This window comes from Streptomyces sp. NPDC006259 (assembly GCF_042870975.1).
Taxonomy (GTDB): Bacteria; Actinomycetota; Actinomycetes; order Streptomycetales; family Streptomycetaceae; genus Streptomyces.
This window is the reverse complement of the sequence record NZ_JBIAHY010000007.1, coordinates 1-15,083: the sequence shown is the minus strand read 5'-3', so window position 1 is coordinate 15,083 and position 15,083 is coordinate 1. Positions and strand designations below refer to the sequence as shown.

General features: G+C 73.6%; 13 protein-coding genes, 1 rRNA gene and 1 pseudogene. 2 read left to right on the top strand and 13 right to left on the bottom strand.

The features are described from left to right. The 6 genes from ACFYO5_RS27805 to ACFYO5_RS27780 all read right to left on the bottom strand — a co-directional run bounded on the left by ACFYO5_RS27805 (nt 1) and on the right by ACFYO5_RS27780 (nt 6,553). Nucleotides 1-1,122, bottom strand: coding sequence for a glycosyltransferase family 4 protein (locus ACFYO5_RS27805; protein WP_388713756.1), 1,122 nt, complete (start codon nt 1,120-1,122; stop codon nt 1-3). Between the two features lie 528 nt (nt 1,123-1,650). Further along, a complete protein-coding gene (locus ACFYO5_RS27800; protein WP_388713753.1) occupies nt 1,651-2,460 on the bottom strand; it encodes a hypothetical protein in 810 nt (269 codons plus the stop codon). A gap of 94 nt (nt 2,461-2,554) precedes the next feature. Continuing rightward, nucleotides 2,555-4,297 carry a DNA repair protein RecN gene (recN, locus tag ACFYO5_RS27795; RefSeq protein WP_388713750.1) on the bottom strand — a complete coding sequence of 581 codons (1,743 nt, stop codon included), beginning with the start codon at nt 4,295-4,297 and terminating at the stop codon, nt 2,555-2,557. A 206-nt stretch (nt 4,298-4,503) separates the two neighbouring features. Continuing rightward, the gene (locus ACFYO5_RS27790; RefSeq protein ID WP_073498319.1) at nt 4,504-5,409 is read right to left on the bottom strand and encodes an NAD kinase; all 906 of its coding nucleotides are present in this window, start codon (nt 5,407-5,409) and stop codon (nt 4,504-4,506) included. Beyond that, nucleotides 5,406-6,221 carry a TlyA family RNA methyltransferase gene (locus ACFYO5_RS27785; RefSeq protein ID WP_356563612.1) on the bottom strand — a complete coding sequence of 272 codons (816 nt, stop codon included), beginning with the start codon at nt 6,219-6,221 and terminating at the stop codon, nt 5,406-5,408. Before ACFYO5_RS27785 ends, ACFYO5_RS27790 begins: the two co-directional genes overlap by 4 nt. A gap of 56 nt (nt 6,222-6,277) precedes the next feature. Next, nucleotides 6,278-6,553: a hypothetical protein gene (locus ACFYO5_RS27780; RefSeq protein ID WP_356563614.1), complete on the bottom strand. Its 276-nt coding sequence runs from the start codon at nt 6,551-6,553 to the stop codon at nt 6,278-6,280. Between the two features lie 43 nt (nt 6,554-6,596). Between ACFYO5_RS27780 and ACFYO5_RS27775 the strand changes: the two genes are divergently transcribed. Then, nucleotides 6,597-6,944, top strand: a complete 348-nt coding sequence (locus ACFYO5_RS27775) for a sterol-binding protein (RefSeq protein ID WP_388713745.1) — start codon at nt 6,597-6,599, stop codon at nt 6,942-6,944. A gap of 89 nt (nt 6,945-7,033) precedes the next feature. Here the strand turns inward: ACFYO5_RS27775 and ACFYO5_RS27770 are convergent, their stop codons facing one another. From ACFYO5_RS27770 to ACFYO5_RS27755, 4 genes are all read right to left on the bottom strand, one after another. After that, the gene (locus tag ACFYO5_RS27770; protein ID WP_388713742.1) at nt 7,034-7,903 is read right to left on the bottom strand and encodes an ABC transporter ATP-binding protein; all 870 of its coding nucleotides are present in this window, start codon (nt 7,901-7,903) and stop codon (nt 7,034-7,036) included. After that, nucleotides 7,900-8,949, bottom strand: coding sequence for a FecCD family ABC transporter permease (locus tag ACFYO5_RS27765; RefSeq protein ID WP_388714539.1), 1,050 nt, complete (start codon nt 8,947-8,949; stop codon nt 7,900-7,902). Before ACFYO5_RS27765 ends, ACFYO5_RS27770 begins: the two co-directional genes overlap by 4 nt. Nucleotides 8,950-8,990: 41 nt before the next feature. Then, nucleotides 8,991-10,034: an iron ABC transporter permease gene (locus tag ACFYO5_RS27760; RefSeq protein WP_356563619.1), complete on the bottom strand. Its 1,044-nt coding sequence runs from the start codon at nt 10,032-10,034 to the stop codon at nt 8,991-8,993. 126 nt (nt 10,035-10,160) lie between these two features. After that, nucleotides 10,161-11,192, bottom strand: a complete 1,032-nt coding sequence (locus ACFYO5_RS27755; protein ID WP_388713739.1) for an HAD hydrolase-like protein — start codon at nt 11,190-11,192, stop codon at nt 10,161-10,163. Between the two features lie 71 nt (nt 11,193-11,263). Here ACFYO5_RS27755 and ACFYO5_RS27750 point away from each other — a divergent pair, with 71 nt between their 5' ends. Then, nucleotides 11,264-12,547, top strand: coding sequence for a DUF1015 domain-containing protein (locus tag ACFYO5_RS27750; RefSeq protein ID WP_388713736.1), 1,284 nt, complete (start codon nt 11,264-11,266; stop codon nt 12,545-12,547). A gap of 152 nt (nt 12,548-12,699) precedes the next feature. Here ACFYO5_RS27750 and ACFYO5_RS27745 read toward each other — a convergent pair whose 3' ends face one another. The 3 genes and pseudogenes from ACFYO5_RS27745 to rrf all read right to left on the bottom strand — a co-directional run. Then, nucleotides 12,700-13,449: a hypothetical protein gene (locus ACFYO5_RS27745; RefSeq protein ID WP_388714536.1), complete on the bottom strand. Its 750-nt coding sequence runs from the start codon at nt 13,447-13,449 to the stop codon at nt 12,700-12,702. Between the two features lie 336 nt (nt 13,450-13,785). Next, nucleotides 13,786-14,865 (bottom strand): annotated as a pseudogene (locus tag ACFYO5_RS27740) (hypothetical protein); the annotation flags it as partial. Between the two features lie 126 nt (nt 14,866-14,991). Beyond that, a 5S ribosomal RNA gene (rrf, locus tag ACFYO5_RS27735) occupies nt 14,992-15,083 on the bottom strand; the annotation flags it as partial.

Genomic DNA, 15,083 nt, shown 5'->3' with positions numbered 1-15,083 from the left:
TCAGATCATCGGCAGCGGCTGCGTCAACTCGTCGTACACGCTGAGGACCTGCGCGACGGTCTCGTCCTCGCTCGGCCAGGTGGTCGTCTGCCGGATGCCCGAGTCCCGGAGCCGCTCGCGGTGTTCGGGTGAGGCGAGGAGGCGTACGACGGCGTCGGCGAAGGCCACCGCGTCGCCGGGCGGGACGAGTTCGGCCGCGTCGCCGACCAGTTCGCGCACTCCGCCGGTCAGCGCCGCGACGAGTGGCACGCGCGCGTGGAGGGCCTCCTGCGCCAGCACCGAACGCGATTCCCCGGCACCGGGCAGCAGGGCGAGGTCGGCGGCGGCCAGCAGTTCGCCGACGTCGTCGCGCCGCCCGAGGAGTCGGACGGGCAGGCCCTCGTCCTCGATACGGCGCTGGAGTTCCGCCCGCAGCGGCCCCTCCCCCGCGACCACGACCAGCGGCAGGGGATCCAGCCGGCCCCACACGCGGGCGGCGTCGAGCAGGACGTCGTAGCCGCGGGACCGGTCGAGGGAGCCGACCGCCATCAGCAACGGGCGGCCGATCGCACCGAGTTCGGCCCGCACCTTGGCTCGCGGCCGCTCGGGGTCCTCCTCGGCCCGGCGGGGGCCGGGCAGTGCCACCGCGGCGAGCCGGGCGTCCCGTGCGCCGGTGCGGCGCGCCCGGTCCACGAGGTCGGAGGTGGTGCCGAGCACCACGGCGGCGGCCTTGGCGACCCGCCGCTCCAGCAGGCGCCGCAGATGGGCGCGGGCGCCCTCGGCGTGCGCCCGGTTGTGCCAGGTGACGACGAGCGGCGTGCTGCGCCCACTGAGCGCGAGCACGGCCCGGAAGGAGGCGTGCAGTCCGTGCGCGTGGACGAGGTCGGCGTCCGTGCAGGCCGCCCGCAGCGCCGCCACCGACGCGGGATCGCTGCTGCGTGGCACGTGCACGTGATCGGCGCCGACGCCGGTGAAGTCGTAGGCGTGATCGGTCTCGGCGGGGGCGCACACCGTCACCCGCACGCCCCGCGCGACGAGCCCCGCGGCCAGGGAGCGCACATGGGCGCTGCTGCCGGCGTTGCCGCCGCCCAGCACCTGCACGGTGCGCAGCGACGACTGGCCGTGCGGTGAGTGGCTGCTCACGTGGCCGGGGCTCCTGGTTCGGCATCGGTCGGTCACGAAGGACCGTACAGAAGGGACTCGGGCGGAGGGTGGACCGCTCGCGCTCCTCCACGTCCTCCGCCCAAGGATGCCAGGACGCACGGGTGTTCCGTGCCGTCAACCACTCGCGGCCCCGGCAACACGCCCCCGCATGTCACCCACACGAGTGAAGGAAGGCGAGGTTCCGTTCGGTGGGTGAACCTGTTCGGCGGGGCTCGGTGGCGACCTGCCCGAAGACCACGCAGGCGCTCCACAACCCGAGGCGCGAACCGGCCGACGGGCGGCGGAACCCGTCACCCCGAGCGTCCCGCACCTCCCCCACCGTCCGACGCCCCCCGAGCACCCCACCGGCCTGCCACCGCACCCGAAGGGCTTCCTGCCACCGCACCCGAAAGGTTTCCCCGCCGCCGCGCCCGAGCACCTCTGCCGACGCGCTCGGCGGGGTGCAGGACGGGTGGCGGGCCCGGCCGAGGGCCTGCCGACACCGTCGACCGCGCCTGCCCCCGTCCCCTACGCGGCGGCACTCACACCGGCTCGCTCTCCCGCGTCCCCGACCGCCGACCGTCGGGGGCCCCGCGCCAGCGCGCTCACCCGCTCCCCGCACACCGCCGCGCCCACGACCGCGGCCGCGTGCGCCACGAGTCCCGCCCGCCCGTTGCCCACCACGACCGCCGCACCCAGGAGTGCGCCCAGCGCGTGCGCCCCGGCGTCACCGAGCATCGAGCGCTCCCCCAGGTCGTCGGGCAGCACGGACGCCGCGACCCCCGTCGCCACCGCGGCCAGCTCACCACCGGGCCCCGCCCGCAGCGACCCCGGCACGCCCAGCGCGAGCACCGCACCGGCGGCCCGGCCTGGGCGTACGTCGACGAGGTTGACGAAGTGCGCCGCCCCGGCGATCACGACGCCCGCGAGCACCTTGTCCAGGGGCCGTTCCTTCAGCAGGGCCCCGGCCAGCAGCCCCGCCGTCCCGATGCCGCCCAGTTTGACGGCCCCACTGGTGACCTCCCCCCGCCGCAGCGCTCCCAGGTGCGCTCGGAAGCCGCGCCGTGGGTCACCGGCGCCCACGAGGTCGTCGTACGCCCCGCAGGCGCCGGCGGCGAGTACGGCCCCGGCCGCGGCCGGACGCACCCGTGCCGCCCCGAGCGCCGCCGCGAGGACGGCCGCCGGACCGGCGTACAGATCCACGGTCCGACCGGCGAAGTTCGTCCGCTCCCAGCGCTCCGGCCCGCCGGGCGCCGCCGCGCGCAGAGCCGCCGCTCCCGCTTGTGTGAGGCCGGCCGCCACGGCGAACGCGGCACCCCTGCTCCTTCGTGTGATCATCGGACCACCCTAGGCAAGCCGACCCTGCCCGGCCCGGGAAGGCCGAAGGGCGGGACGGACCCGTGGGTCGCCGTCCCGCCCTCCGTTCCCGCCGCTACGCGTCCGCGCGTGCCGTCTCCAGCAGTTCCTCCGCGTGTGCGCGTGCCGTCTCCGAGTCCTCCTGGCCCGCGAGCATCCGGGACAGCTCCCGGATCCGCTCCTCGCCCTCCAGCACCTTCACGCCGGAGCGTGTCACGGACCCGTCGTTGGTCTTCTCCACCAGCAGCTGCCGGTCGGCGAAGGCCGCCACCTGCGGCAGGTGGGTGACGACGACGACCTGCGCGGTCTTCGCGAGCCGCGCCAGGCGCCGCCCGATCTCCACCGCCGCCTTGCCGCCCACGCCCGCGTCGACCTCGTCGAAGAGGTACGTCGGCACCGGGTCCGTCCCCGCGAAAACGACCTCCACCGCGAGCATCACGCGCGACAGCTCACCGCCGGACGCGCCCTTGGCGATGGGCCGCGGCGGGGCCCCCGGATGCGGGGCGAGCAGCAGCTCCACCTCGTCGGCGCCGGACGGCCCGCAGGCGACGGAACGTCCGCCTACCTCCACGCCCTCCGGATCCTCGGTCTGCCGGATGTCGAAGGACACGCGCGCGTGCGGCATCGCCAGCGAGGCCAGCTCGGCCGTCACGGCGGCGGCGAACCGCTCGGCGGCCTCCGTCCGCGCGTCGGTCAGCGCCTGCGCCAGCCCGCCCAGCTCGGCCCGCAGCGCGTCGCGCTCGGCGGCCAGCTCGTCGATCCGCTCGTCGTCGCCGTCCAGTTCGCCCAGGCGCGCGGCACCGCGCTCGGCCCAGTCGAGGACCGCGTCGACGTTCTCGCCGTACTTCCGGGTCAGCGCGGTCAGCGCGGCCCGCCGCTCCTCGACCGCCGCCAGCCGCAGCGGATCGGCGTCGAGATCGTCGGCGTACCCCGCCAGCTCCCCCGCCACGTCGCCCAGCAGGATCCCGATCTCCCCGATCCGGTCGGCGAGCGCGGCCAGCGCCGGATCGTGCGACCGAACGGCCTCGAGGGCCCGCTGGGCGCCCGCGACCAGCGTGGTGGCGTCGATGCCCTCGGGGTCCTCGGGGTTGCCCGCCAGGGCTCCGTGGGCGGCCGTGGCGGCCGCGGACAGCGCCTCGGCGTGCCCGAGCCGCTCCGCCTCCTCCGCCAGTTCCGCGTCCTCGCCCGCGCGCGGCTCGACGCCGGCGATCTCGTCGAGGCCGTAGCGCAGCATGTCGGCCTCCTGGGCCCGTTCACGCGCGCGCGTGGTGATCTCGTCGAGCTGACCGGAGACGGCCCGCAGCCGCCGGTAGGCCTCCGTGTACCGGGCGAGCGGCTCGGCGACCGCGTCGCCCGCGTACCGGTCGAGGGCCTGCCGCTGCCGGGACAGCTTCAGCAGCCCCTGCTGGTCGGTCTGTCCGTGCACGGCCACCAGCTCGTCCGCGAGTTCGGCGAGCAGCCCGACCGGCACACTCCGCCCGCCGACATGCGCCCGCGACCGCCCTTCGGCGGAGACGGTACGGCTGATCAGCAGTGCCCCGTCGTCCAGTTCGGCCCCGGCCTCCTCGGCCCGTACGGCCACCGAGGCGCCCGCGGGCACGCTGATCCGCCCCTCCACGACCGCTTTGTCGGCGCCGAGCCGCACGAGCGCGGCGTCGGCGCGCCCGCCCAGCAGCAGCCCGAGGCTGGTGACCACCATGGTCTTGCCCGCGCCCGTCTCACCCGTGACCGCGGTGAAGCCTGGCGACAGCTCGACGACCGCGTCGTCGATGACCCCGAGCGACCGTATCCGCATCTCCTCCAACACGTCCCCGACCATACGAGGTTTTGCCGACACCGTGCGACGCCACCCCCCGTAACGACGACACGGCGTTACCTTCGCGAGGCGATCCTCGTTGCCCGGACGGCCCTCGCGGCGGCGGGGTGGTCGTGTCGCGTCCGCCCCGGACGAGCAGCGGCCGCGGTGCTCCCCGCCCGCGACGGGACGCCCCGGCGCCGGGAAGGCACCCGGGCGCCGGACGCGTTCTAGTGCCGGGCCCCGCGCCACCCGGACACCGGCAGCGCGAACTTGGCCACCAGCCGGTCGGTGAAGGACGCGTGGTGCAGACGCGCCAGCCGCACGGGCACGGCACCCCGGCGCACCTCCACCCGAGCCCCCGGCGGCAGGTCGAAGGTCCGCCGCCCGTCGCACCACAGGACCCCCGGCGGAATGTGCGGCAGCAGTTCCACCGCGAGCACCGAGTTCGGCGAGGTCACCAGCGGCTTCGCGAACAGGGCGTGCGCGCTGATCGGCACCATGAGCAGCGCCTCGACCTCGGGCCACACCACGGGCCCGCCCGCCGAGAACGCGTACGCCGTGGACCCGGTCGGCGTCGACAGCACGATCCCGTCGCAGCCGAACCCGGTGACCGGCCGCCCGTCGATCTCCAGCACCACCTCGAGCAGCTTCTCCGCGCCGGCCTTCTGCACGGCCGCCTCGTTCAGCGCCCAGTCCGTGTGCACGATGTCCCCGTTGCGGTGCACGACGACGTCGACGGTCATCCGCTCCTCGACCTCGTACGACTTCGTCACCACCCGGTCGACGACCTTGTCGAGATCGTCCCGCTCGGCCTCCGCCAGGAAGCCGACGCTGCCGAGGTTGACGCCGAGCATCGGCACCCCGGACGCCCGCGCGAACTCCGCACCGCGCAGCAGCGTCCCGTCACCGCCGAGGACGATGAGCAGCTCACAGCCCTCCAGGCACTGCGGGGTGGCCTCGCAGACCAGCTCCACCTCGTCCGGCAGCGGCAGGTCGGCGGCCTCGTACTCCAGGACGCGCACCCCGATGCCCTCGCGCAGCAGCCCCTTCACCACCAGCTCCGCACTGCGGATCGCGGCGGGCCGCCCGGTGTGGGCCAGCAGGAAAACAGTACGAGCTCGGTTCTGGGTCAACGCGGCCCCTCCGCCACTGCACGGTCGACATCGGCCGGGTCCAGAGCAGGCGCCCCGGCCCGGAGCCACAGAAAGTACTCGACGTTGCCCGAGGGTCCGGGCAGCGGACTGGCGGTGACCCCCTTCACGCCCAGTCCCAGCTCCCACGCCTTGTGGGCCACGCCCCGCACCGCCTCGGCGCGCAGCTGCGGGCTGCGCACGACACCCCCGCTGCCCAGCCGCTCCTTACCCACCTCGAACTGCGGCTTGACCATCATCACCAGGTCCGCGTCCGGCTCGGTGCACCGCGCCAGGGCCGGCAGCACCAGCCCGAGCGGGATGAAGGACAAGTCCCCCACGACAAGATCCACTGGCTCCCCATCGATCGCTTCGAGCGTCAACTCGCGTACGTTCGTACGGTCCTTGACCGTGACGCGTTCATCACCGCGAAGAGACCAGGCGAGTTGTCCGTACCCGACGTCGACGGCGACCACGTGCGCGGCGCCCGCGCGCAGCAGCACATCGGTGAAACCGCCGGTGGACGCGCCGGCGTCCAGCGCCCGCCGCCCCTCGACGAGGAGCCCCAGCGGCACGAACGCCTCCAGCGCACCGGCGAGTTTGTGTCCGCCCCGCGACACGTAATCGGGATCGCCGTCGTCGACGGAGACGACGATCGCCGCCGCCGTCTCCACCTGTGTGGCGGGCTTGGTGGCGACCGTCCTGCCGACCGAGACCCGCCCCGCGGCGATCAGCTGACCGGCGTGCTCACGCGAGCGCGCGAGCTTGCGGCGCACCAGCTCCGCGTCCAGACGACGACGTGCGACTCCAGCCACGTTCGGTTCAGCTCCTACTGCCGTACGGCGAATCAAAGAGGGGACCCGGAGGGGTCTCATTCAGGGATGGTGGTCGGGCGACGGGCGGGCACCGGAGTGTCCGGGCGGGCGTCCAGCGCGGTGAGCGCGGAGCGCAGCCCCCGGTGTACATCCTCGTACACCTCCAGGTGTCCGTCCGTGGCGAGGTGGTCCGCGTCGGCCAGCCGGTCCAGGTGGGCGTCGACCTCGGCGTCGCCGGTGGGGGTACGGGGCACCTGGAGCGGGGCGGCGGCGGAGGGGTCGTGCTCCTGCGCCTGGGGCGCGGCCTCCGGCTGCGGAACTGTGTCGCTCATGCACCCGACGCTACCCCGAACCGCTGCGGTACCGTCGAGCGCGATGGCCACGATCGAGGAGTGCCGCGCCGCACTCGAGAAGCTCTCGGAGAACATGGGTGGCGCCGGGGGGGACGTCCGTGCGGCCGCCGCCCTCGACCGCTCGGTGAGCTGCTGGATCACCGACCTGGACGTCACGTTCACCGGCCGGATGACGGGCGGCCGGATCGTCGTGCGGGACACCGTGGAGGGCCCTCCTCGGGAGAAGGCCGCGATCAGGCTGCGGATGACCGGCGACGACCTCGTGGCGCTGGTCGACGGCGAGCTGAACTTCGCGAAGGCGTGGGGTTCGGGGCGGGTTCGGCTGGAGGCAGGCCTCAGGGACCTGCTCCAGCTCAGGAAACTCCTCTGACGCTGACGAGGGAACACCTTCGACCGCCGGGTCCTCCCGCGACCGTCCGGTGGCTCCTGCGGGCGGGCCGCCGGAGAGCCGGGTGGGCGTCAGGACGCTTCCGTGACGGGCACGCGTGCGCGTGCCCTGCGCGCGGCCGGCACCACCAGCGGCGTCCCCGTCTCGGGGTCGTCGATGACCTGGCAGCGCAGCCCGAAGACCTCCTCGACCAGAGCGGCCGTGACGACGTCGCCGGGCGGGCCCTGCGCGACGACCGTGCCGCCCTTCAGCGCGATGAGGTGGGTGGCGTACCGGGCGGCGTGGTTGAGGTCGTGCAGGACGGCGACCAGGGTGCGGCCGTGCTCCTCGTGCAGTTCGGCGCACAGGTCGAGGACGTCGATCTGGTGCTGGATGTCCAGGTAGGTGGTGGGCTCGTCGAGCAGCAGCAGCGGGGTCTGCTGGGCGAGGGCCATCGCGATCCACACCCGCTGGCGCTGGCCTCCGGACAGCTCGTCGACGTACCGGTCCGCGAGTTCGGCGACTCCGGTCTGTGCCATGGACTCCCGCACGACCCGCTCGTCCTCGGTCGACCACTGGCGCAGGATGCCCTGGTGCGGATAGCGGCCGCGGCCCACCAGGTCGGCGACCGTGATGCCGTCGGGCGCGGTCGAGGACTGCGGCAGCAGGCCCAGCGTCCGGGCGACCTTCTTGGCGGGCATCGACTGGATGACCTGTCCGTCGAGCAGCACCCGGCCCTCGCTCGGCCTCAGCATCCGGGACAGCGCCCGCAGGAGCGTCGACTTGCCGCAGGCGTTGGGGCCGACGATCACGGTGAACGAGTGGTCGGGGATCTCCACCGACAGCTGTTCGGCGATGACCCGCTGGTCGTAGGCGAGGGTGACGTTCTCGGCGGACAGGCGGTTCACGGTGCTCCTTCGATGGTTCGGCCCGTGGCCGACACGGGTGGTGGCGCTGCTCATATCCGGCCCGCCCTGCGCTCGGTGACCAGCAGCCACAGCAGGTAGACGCCGCCGAGCACGCCGGTGACCACGCCCACGGGCAGCTGTCCGTCACCGAACAGCCGCTGCGCCGCCCAGTCGGCGCCGACCAGGAGGGCGGCGCCCATGAAGAGGGCGGGCACCAGGTTCGGTCCGGGCGAGCGGGTCAGGCGCCGGGCGAGCTGCGGCGCGGTGAGCGCCACGAACGCCACGGGTCCCGCGGCGGCGGTGGCGGCGGCGGTGAGCAGGACGGCGCAGACCATGAGCAGCAGCCGTACGCGCTCCACGCGCACCCCGAGGGCGTTGGAGACGTCGTCGCCCATCTCCATCATCCGCAGCCCACGCGCGTTGGCGAGGACGAGCGGGACGAGGACGCAGCACAGGACGAGCAGCGGCCAGACCTGCTTCCAGTCCCGGCCGTCGAGCGATCCGGTCATCCACACGACCGCGCGGGCCGCGTCGACGAGGTCGGCCTTGGTGATCAGATAGCCGTTGACGGCGGTGGCGATCGCCGACACGCCGATGCCGACGAGGACCAGCCGGTAGCCGTGCACACCCCGCTTCCAGGCGAGCAGGTAGATGGCGGCGCCGGTGACCAGTCCGCCGACGAGCGCTCCGACGGCGACCTGGTTGGCGGAGCCGGACATCAGCACGATCACCACGAGCGCGCCGGCCGTCGCCCCCTGACCGAGCCCGAGTACGTCCGGGCTGCCCAGCGGATTGCGGGAGACGGCCTGGAACACCGCGCCGCCGAGCCCCAGCGCGGCACCGACCAGCAGGCCCACGATCACCCGCGGCAGCCGCAGGTCGTTGACGATGAACTCCTGGCCCTCGGTGCCCTTGCCCACGAGCGTCTTCAGTACGTCGGCGGTGGAGATCGGGAAGTCGCCGGTGCCGATCAGCACCACGCCGGCCGCGAGCGCGGCCAGGGCCAGCACGGTCACGACGATCAGGGCGCGCGGGTCCACCCGGAGGGACAGTCCGCCGGGGGTGCGCAGGGCGCGGGGTGCGCCGGGGGTGCGGCGCACGGCTCGCGTGGTCCGCTCCGGCGCGGACTCGGATGCGGTCTTCACAGCTGGGCCGTCCTCCGCCGTCGTACGAGAAAGATGAAGACCGGGCCGCCGATGATCGCCGTGATGATGCCGACCTGGACCTCCGAGGGGCGGGCGACGACCCGGCCCAGCACGTCGGAGCCCAGCAGCAGCACCGGCGACAGGATCGCCGCGTACGGCATGATCCAGCGCAGGTCGGGCCCGGTGAAGGAGCGCACGACGTGCGGGACCATCAGCCCCACGAACACGATCGGCCCGCAGGCGGCGGTCGCGGCCCCGCACAGCACGGTGGCCGCGAGCATGGACAGCGCCCGGGTGCGGTTGAGGTGGGCGCCGAGTGCCTTGGCGGTGTCGTCGCCCATGGCCATGGCGTTCAGCGGCCTGGCGAGGGCGAACGCGAGCAGGGTGCCGGCCGTGAGGAAGGGCAGCACCTGCCAGATCATGTCTTCGGTGGCCGAGCTGAGCGAGCCCACCGTCCAGAAGCGCATCCGGGCGAGAGCCGCCTTGTCCATGATCATCACAGCCTGGACGTAGCCGAACAGCGCGGCGCTGAGCGCGGTTCCGGCGAGCGCGAGCCGCACCGGCGTGGCCCCGCGGCTGCCGCCGAGGAACCAGACCAGCGCGCCGACGGCCGCCGCACCGCAGAAGGCGAACCACACGTAGCCGCTGAGGCTGGTCACACCGAAGTAGGTGATGGCGGTGACCACCGCCGCCGAGGCGCCCGCGTTGATGCCGAGCAGTCCGGGGTCGGCCAGCGGATTGCGCGTCAGGGCCTGGAGCACCGTCCCGGACAACCCCAGCGCGGCGCCGACCAGCAGCCCGAGCACCGTCCGTGAGACCCGCTCCCCCACGACGACATCGCCGTACGTCCCCGTGTCCTGGAACAGACCGTGCCACACCTGGTCGAGGGACAGCTCCTTGGCGCCGATGGCGATGCTCGCCGCTGCCACCAGCAGCAGGACCGCCACGGAGACGAGCAGCCCGAGGGGGCGTATCGCCCGGCGGGTCGGGGGCGCGGGGGCGGTCTCCGCGCGCTGTTCGAGAACACTGTCGACCAACACGCAGTTAGGTTAGCCTACCCTGCATCTCTCTTCGCTCCCTGGTCACGGCCGCTGCCGGAAGGCCACGGCCATCGCCCGTCCCACCGGCCCCCGCCGGGATCCCACCCGGCCGGCACGCCGCCTGACTCACAGTCCCAGCCGAGCGAGCGCCTTCCCCCCGTCCAGCCCGCACGATCCCTCGCCCGCCGCGGTCCAGGCCGCCGAGCACAGCGCCCGCAGACCGTCCAGGACAGCGCCCTCACCGTCGAGTTCCAGCCTCCCCGACGCGCCCGCCGACGCGGTCCATCCCCCGCACCGGAAGCCGGCCCCCTCCTGCTCGACCTCGGGCTGCCCGGTCAGCAGGCCGCGCAGATCGGCGTCCACGTACGTCGGCCGGTGCTGCGGCGGCGCGGCGAGGAGCTGCGCGCCGTCGGTCACCCCGGTCAGCACGAGGAGCGAGTCGACCTCGCCGTTGAACGCGCCCTCGATGTCGGTGTCCAGCCGGTCCCCGACCACCAACGGCCGCTCGGCGCCCGTCCGCAGGATCGTCTCGCGGTGCATCGGGGGCAGCGGCTTGCCCGCGACCTGCGGCTCGGCACCGGTCGCGATCCGCACGACCTCCACCGCCGCGCCGTTCCCCGGCGCGATGCCCCGCCCGCTCGGAATCGTCAGGTCGGTGTTGGACGCGAACCACGGCACCCCGCGCGCGACGGCGTACGACGCCTCGGCGAACCGCCCCCACGGCAGGTCGGGCCCGCCGAACCCCTGCACCACGGCGGCCGGGTCGTCGTCCGCCGAGTCGACGGGCTCCAGCCCGCGCTCGCGCAACGCGACCCGCAGCCCCTCCCCACCGACCACCAGGACCCGCGCCCCCGCCGGCACCTGCTCACCGATCAGCCGGGCGACCGCCTGCGCCGAGGTGATGACGTCGTCCGCCCCCGTGGGTATGCCCAGCTCTGTGAGGTGATCCGCCACCGCGTCGGGCGTGCGCAGCGCGTTGTTGGTGACGTACGCCAGCCGCATCCCGCCCTCCCGCGCGGTGGCCAGCGACTCGACGGCGTGCACGATCGCGTGCCCTCCCGCGTACACCACCCCGTCGAGGTCGAGCAGCGCCGTGTCGTACGCCTCGCTCAGGGCCTGCCGGCTGCCCCGGGGCCCCGTCCTGACGCTCCGGCTCATTCCACATCGCTCCTCGTTCGATCGCTTTCCCCGATCATCGCGCATGCCACCGACAGACGTACGATGCCGGGATGAACTCAGCAGGTCACTCGGAAGCGACGGCGCCCCGAGGCCTGGAACTCACCCCGTTCCGAGGCCTGCGCTACGACCCCGACCGGGTCGGAAGTCTCGCCGCCGTCACCTCCCCGCCGTACGACGTCGTGGTCCGCCCCGACGGCCTGCACCACCTCCAGGACGCGGACCCGTACAACATCGTCCGTCTGATCCTCCCTCAGGCCATCACCCCCAGCGCCCGCAACGAACAGGCGGCCGACACGCTCCGCCGCTGGCTCTCGGAGGGCGTCCTCACGACCGACCCCGTACCCGCCCTGTACGTCTACGAACAGCGGCACGCCGACGGCATGCTCCAACGCGGCCTGATCGGCACCCTGCGGGTCTCGGAGCCCTCGGCCGGTGTGGTCCTCCCGCACGAGGACGTGATGCCGCACATCGTCGCCGACCGCGCCGCCCTGATGCGCGCCACCCGGGCCAACCTGGAACCGCTGCTCCTGACCTATCGCGGCAACGGCACGGCGGCGGAGATCGTCGAACGCACCGCGGAGCTGGACCCGCTCCTGTCGACGACCACGGAGGACGGCTTCAGCCACCGCCTCTGGTCGATCACCGACCCGGCCGAGCTGGCCCGCGTCCGGACCGACCTCGCCCAGCACCAGGCCCTGATCGCCGACGGCCATCACCGCTGGGCGACGTATCTGCGTCTACGCGCGGAGCACGGTTCGCCCAGCCCGTGGGACGACGGCCTGGTGCTCCTGGTGGACACCGTCCGCTATCCCCTGCGGGTCCGCGCCATCCACCGCCTCCTGCACGGGCTCCCGGTCGCCGAGGCCGTGTCCGCCGTGGAGGGCCTGTTCCGTGTCCGGCGTCTCGAGGTGCCCCTGCCCCGCGCCCTGGACGCCCTCGCGGACGCGACCGTCGAGGGCAACGCCTTCCTGCTGGCCGGCGACGGCGCCTTCCACCTCATCGACCGCCCGGACCCGGCCCTCCTCGCCCGTACCGTCCCCGCCGACCGCCCGCAGGCCTGGCGCACCCTGGACGCGACGGTCCTGCACGCCACGCTTCTCGACCATGTGTGGCACATCCCGGAGGACGACCCCAGCCGCATCGCCTACATCCACGACACGGCCGCCACGGTCGAGAAGGCGCAACGCGACGCCGGTACGGCCGTGCTGCTGCACCCGGTCCGCGAGGAGGTCGTCCGCGACCTCGCCCGCCAGGGCGTCACCATGCCCCGCAAGTCGACGTCGTTCGGCCCCAAACCGGCCTCGGGCCTGGTCCTGCGCGCACTGGACCTCTGACCGGGGTCCGATCGGACAGCGGGACGGCGTTCGGGGCGAAGTCCGGATCGGAGTCGAGGCCGGAGTTCGGGCCGGAGTCCTGATCGGGAGACGAAAAAGGGGCTCGCCCCCGGTATGGCACCGGAGGCGAGCCCCTTCTTCACTCACGCGGGTCAGTCCTGGTCGTCGGCCTTGCCCTCGACCGGCTCCTCACCCTCGACGACGACGTCCTCGCCGTCGTCCTCGGCCAGCGCGTCGACGAACTCCACGCCGTCCAGCTCGGCCAGCCGGTCCGAGGCGTCGGTGCTGCTGTCCCGGTCGGCCTCCACGGCCTTCGCGAACCACTCCCGCGCCTCGCCCTTGCGGCCGGCCGCGAGCAGCGCGTCGGCGTACGCGTACCGCAGCCGCGCGGTCCACGGCTGCACCGAGTTCGAGGCCAGCTCGGGGCTCTGGAGCGTCACGATGGCCGCGTCCAGCTGGTCCATGTCACGCCGGGCACCGGCCGCGACGAGCCGCATCTCCACCTGTCCGGCCTTGTCGAGCTTGTGCACCTCGGGAGCACCGGCCATCTCCAGCGCCTTCTCCGGCCGCCCGAGTCCGCGCTCACAGTCGGCCATGACGGGCCACAGCTCCACGGTCCCGGTCATCCGCCGCGCGGCACGGAACTCGGCCAGCGCCTCGCTGTACTTCTGGGTGGCGTACGCCGCGAATCCGGCCGCCTCCCGTACGGCGGCGACACGCGACGCCAGCCGCAGAGCCACCTTCGAGTACTCGTAGGCGCGCTCGGGCTCCTCGTCGATCAGCCGCGCGACCATCACCAGGTTCTTCGCGACGTCCTCAGCGAGCCCCTTGGGCAGGCTCTGCAGCTCCTGCCGTACGTCCTTGTCGATCTCGTCGCCGGTGACGTCCTCGGGGATCGGCAGCCGCTTGATCGGCTCCCGGTCGCGGTCCCGGTCGTCACGGAACCGGCCACCGCCACGCCCGTCGTCCCTGCGGTCGTCGCGCCCACCGCGGTCGTCACGTCCCCGGAAGCCACCGGGACGGCCACCGCGGTCGTCACGCCACTGGAAACCACCGGGACGCCCACCCCGGTCGTCACGGCCGCGGAACCCACCGCGGTCGCCGCCACGCTCGCCACCACGGCTGTCGTCGCGCTGCCGGAACCCACCGCGGTCTTCGCCCCGCCGGTCATCGCGTCGATCGTCGCGGCGGTCACCGGGCCGGTCGTCACGACTGAAGGCGGGACGCTCACCGCGATCGTCACGCCGGTCACTGGGACGGTCGTCACGACGGAACGGGGGACGCTCACCGCGATCGTCGCGGCGGTCACCGGGACGGTCGTCACGACGGAACGCGGGACGCTCACCACGGTCGTCGCGGCGGAAGGCCGGACGGTCACCGCGGTCATCACCACGGAAGGGAGGACGCTCACCACGGTCGTCGCGGCGGAAGGGAGGACGCTCACCACGGTCGTCGCGGCGGAACGGGGGACGCTCACCACGGTCGTCGCGACGGTCACCGGGACGGTCGTCACGACGGAAGGGCGGACGGCCACCGCGGTCGTCACGGCGGTCACCGGGCCTGTCGTCACGACGGAACGCGGGACGCTCGCCACGGTCGTCACGACGCGGTCCACGGTCACGGTCGTCGCGCTGGAACGCCGGACGGGAACCCCGGTCGCCTTCACGCCGATCACCAGAACGCCCGTAACCACCACGGTCACGGTCACCCTGCCCGCCACCACGGTTGTCGTCACGCCTGACGAAGCCACCACTGCTGCCGCCACCACGGCTGTCGTCACGCCGGCCGGCACCGGGACGGTCGTCACGGCGGAAGGTCGGACGGCCACCGCGGTCGTCGCGGCGGTCACCGGGCCTGTCGTCACGACGGAAGGGAGGACGCTCACCACGGTCGTCCCGGCGGAAGGCGGGTCGCTCGCCACGGTCGTCGCGACGCGGTCCACGGTCACGGTCGTCGCGCTGGAACGCCGGACGGGAACCCCGGTCGCCTTCACGCCGATCACCAGGACGCCCGTAACCACCACGGTTGCGATCGCCCTGCCCGCCACCACGGTTGTCATCACGCCGGTCGTCCCGACGGAAACCACCACGGTCACCACGGTTGTCGTCACGCCTGACGAAGCCACCGCCGCCACCACTGCTGCCGCCACCACGGCTGTCGTCGCGCCGGCCGGCACCGGGACGGTCGTTGTCGCGACGGAAGCCGCCACGGTCACCGCGGTCGCTGCGGAAACCCCCGCGCTCGCCACGGTCTCCGCGGTCCCCACTGTCCCGTCGCTGGTCGCGCTCCGGTCGGTCGTCGGGAGAGTTGGTGGACATGGGTGACTCCTGTCTTCGGTACTGCAAGTCATTCTCACGCAGCCGGGTACCCGGCGCTTCCTGGAAAAACAAAAGGACCCCTGGTCCCCAGCTGAACGCTGGGGACCAGGGGTCCTTCCAAAGATTGTTCGGCGGCGTCCTACTCTCCCACAGGGTCCCCCCTGCAGTACCATCGGCGCTGTAAGGCTTAGCTTCCGGGTTCGAAATGTAACCGGGCG

What these genes read in the sequence shown, in the direction of transcription:
- ACFYO5_RS27750 (WP_388713736.1), top strand. Translation starts at nt 11,264, where the DNA reads ATGAACTCAGCAGGTCACTCGGAAGCGACGGCGCCCCGAGGCCTGGAA.
- ACFYO5_RS27800 (WP_388713753.1), bottom strand. Translation starts at nt 2,460, where the DNA reads ATGATCACACGAAGGAGCAGGGGTGCCGCGTTCGCCGTGGCGGCCGGC.
- ACFYO5_RS27755 (WP_388713739.1), bottom strand. Translation starts at nt 11,192, where the DNA reads ATGAGCCGGAGCGTCAGGACGGGGCCCCGGGGCAGCCGGCAGGCCCTG.
- ACFYO5_RS27770 (WP_388713742.1), bottom strand. Translation starts at nt 7,903, where the DNA reads ATGAGCAGCGCCACCACCCGTGTCGGCCACGGGCCGAACCATCGAAGG.
- recN (WP_388713750.1), bottom strand. Translation starts at nt 4,297, where the DNA reads ATGGTCGGGGACGTGTTGGAGGAGATGCGGATACGGTCGCTCGGGGTC.
- ACFYO5_RS27775 (WP_388713745.1), top strand. Translation starts at nt 6,597, where the DNA reads ATGGCCACGATCGAGGAGTGCCGCGCCGCACTCGAGAAGCTCTCGGAG.
- ACFYO5_RS27780 (WP_356563614.1), bottom strand. Translation starts at nt 6,553, where the DNA reads ATGAGCGACACAGTTCCGCAGCCGGAGGCCGCGCCCCAGGCGCAGGAG.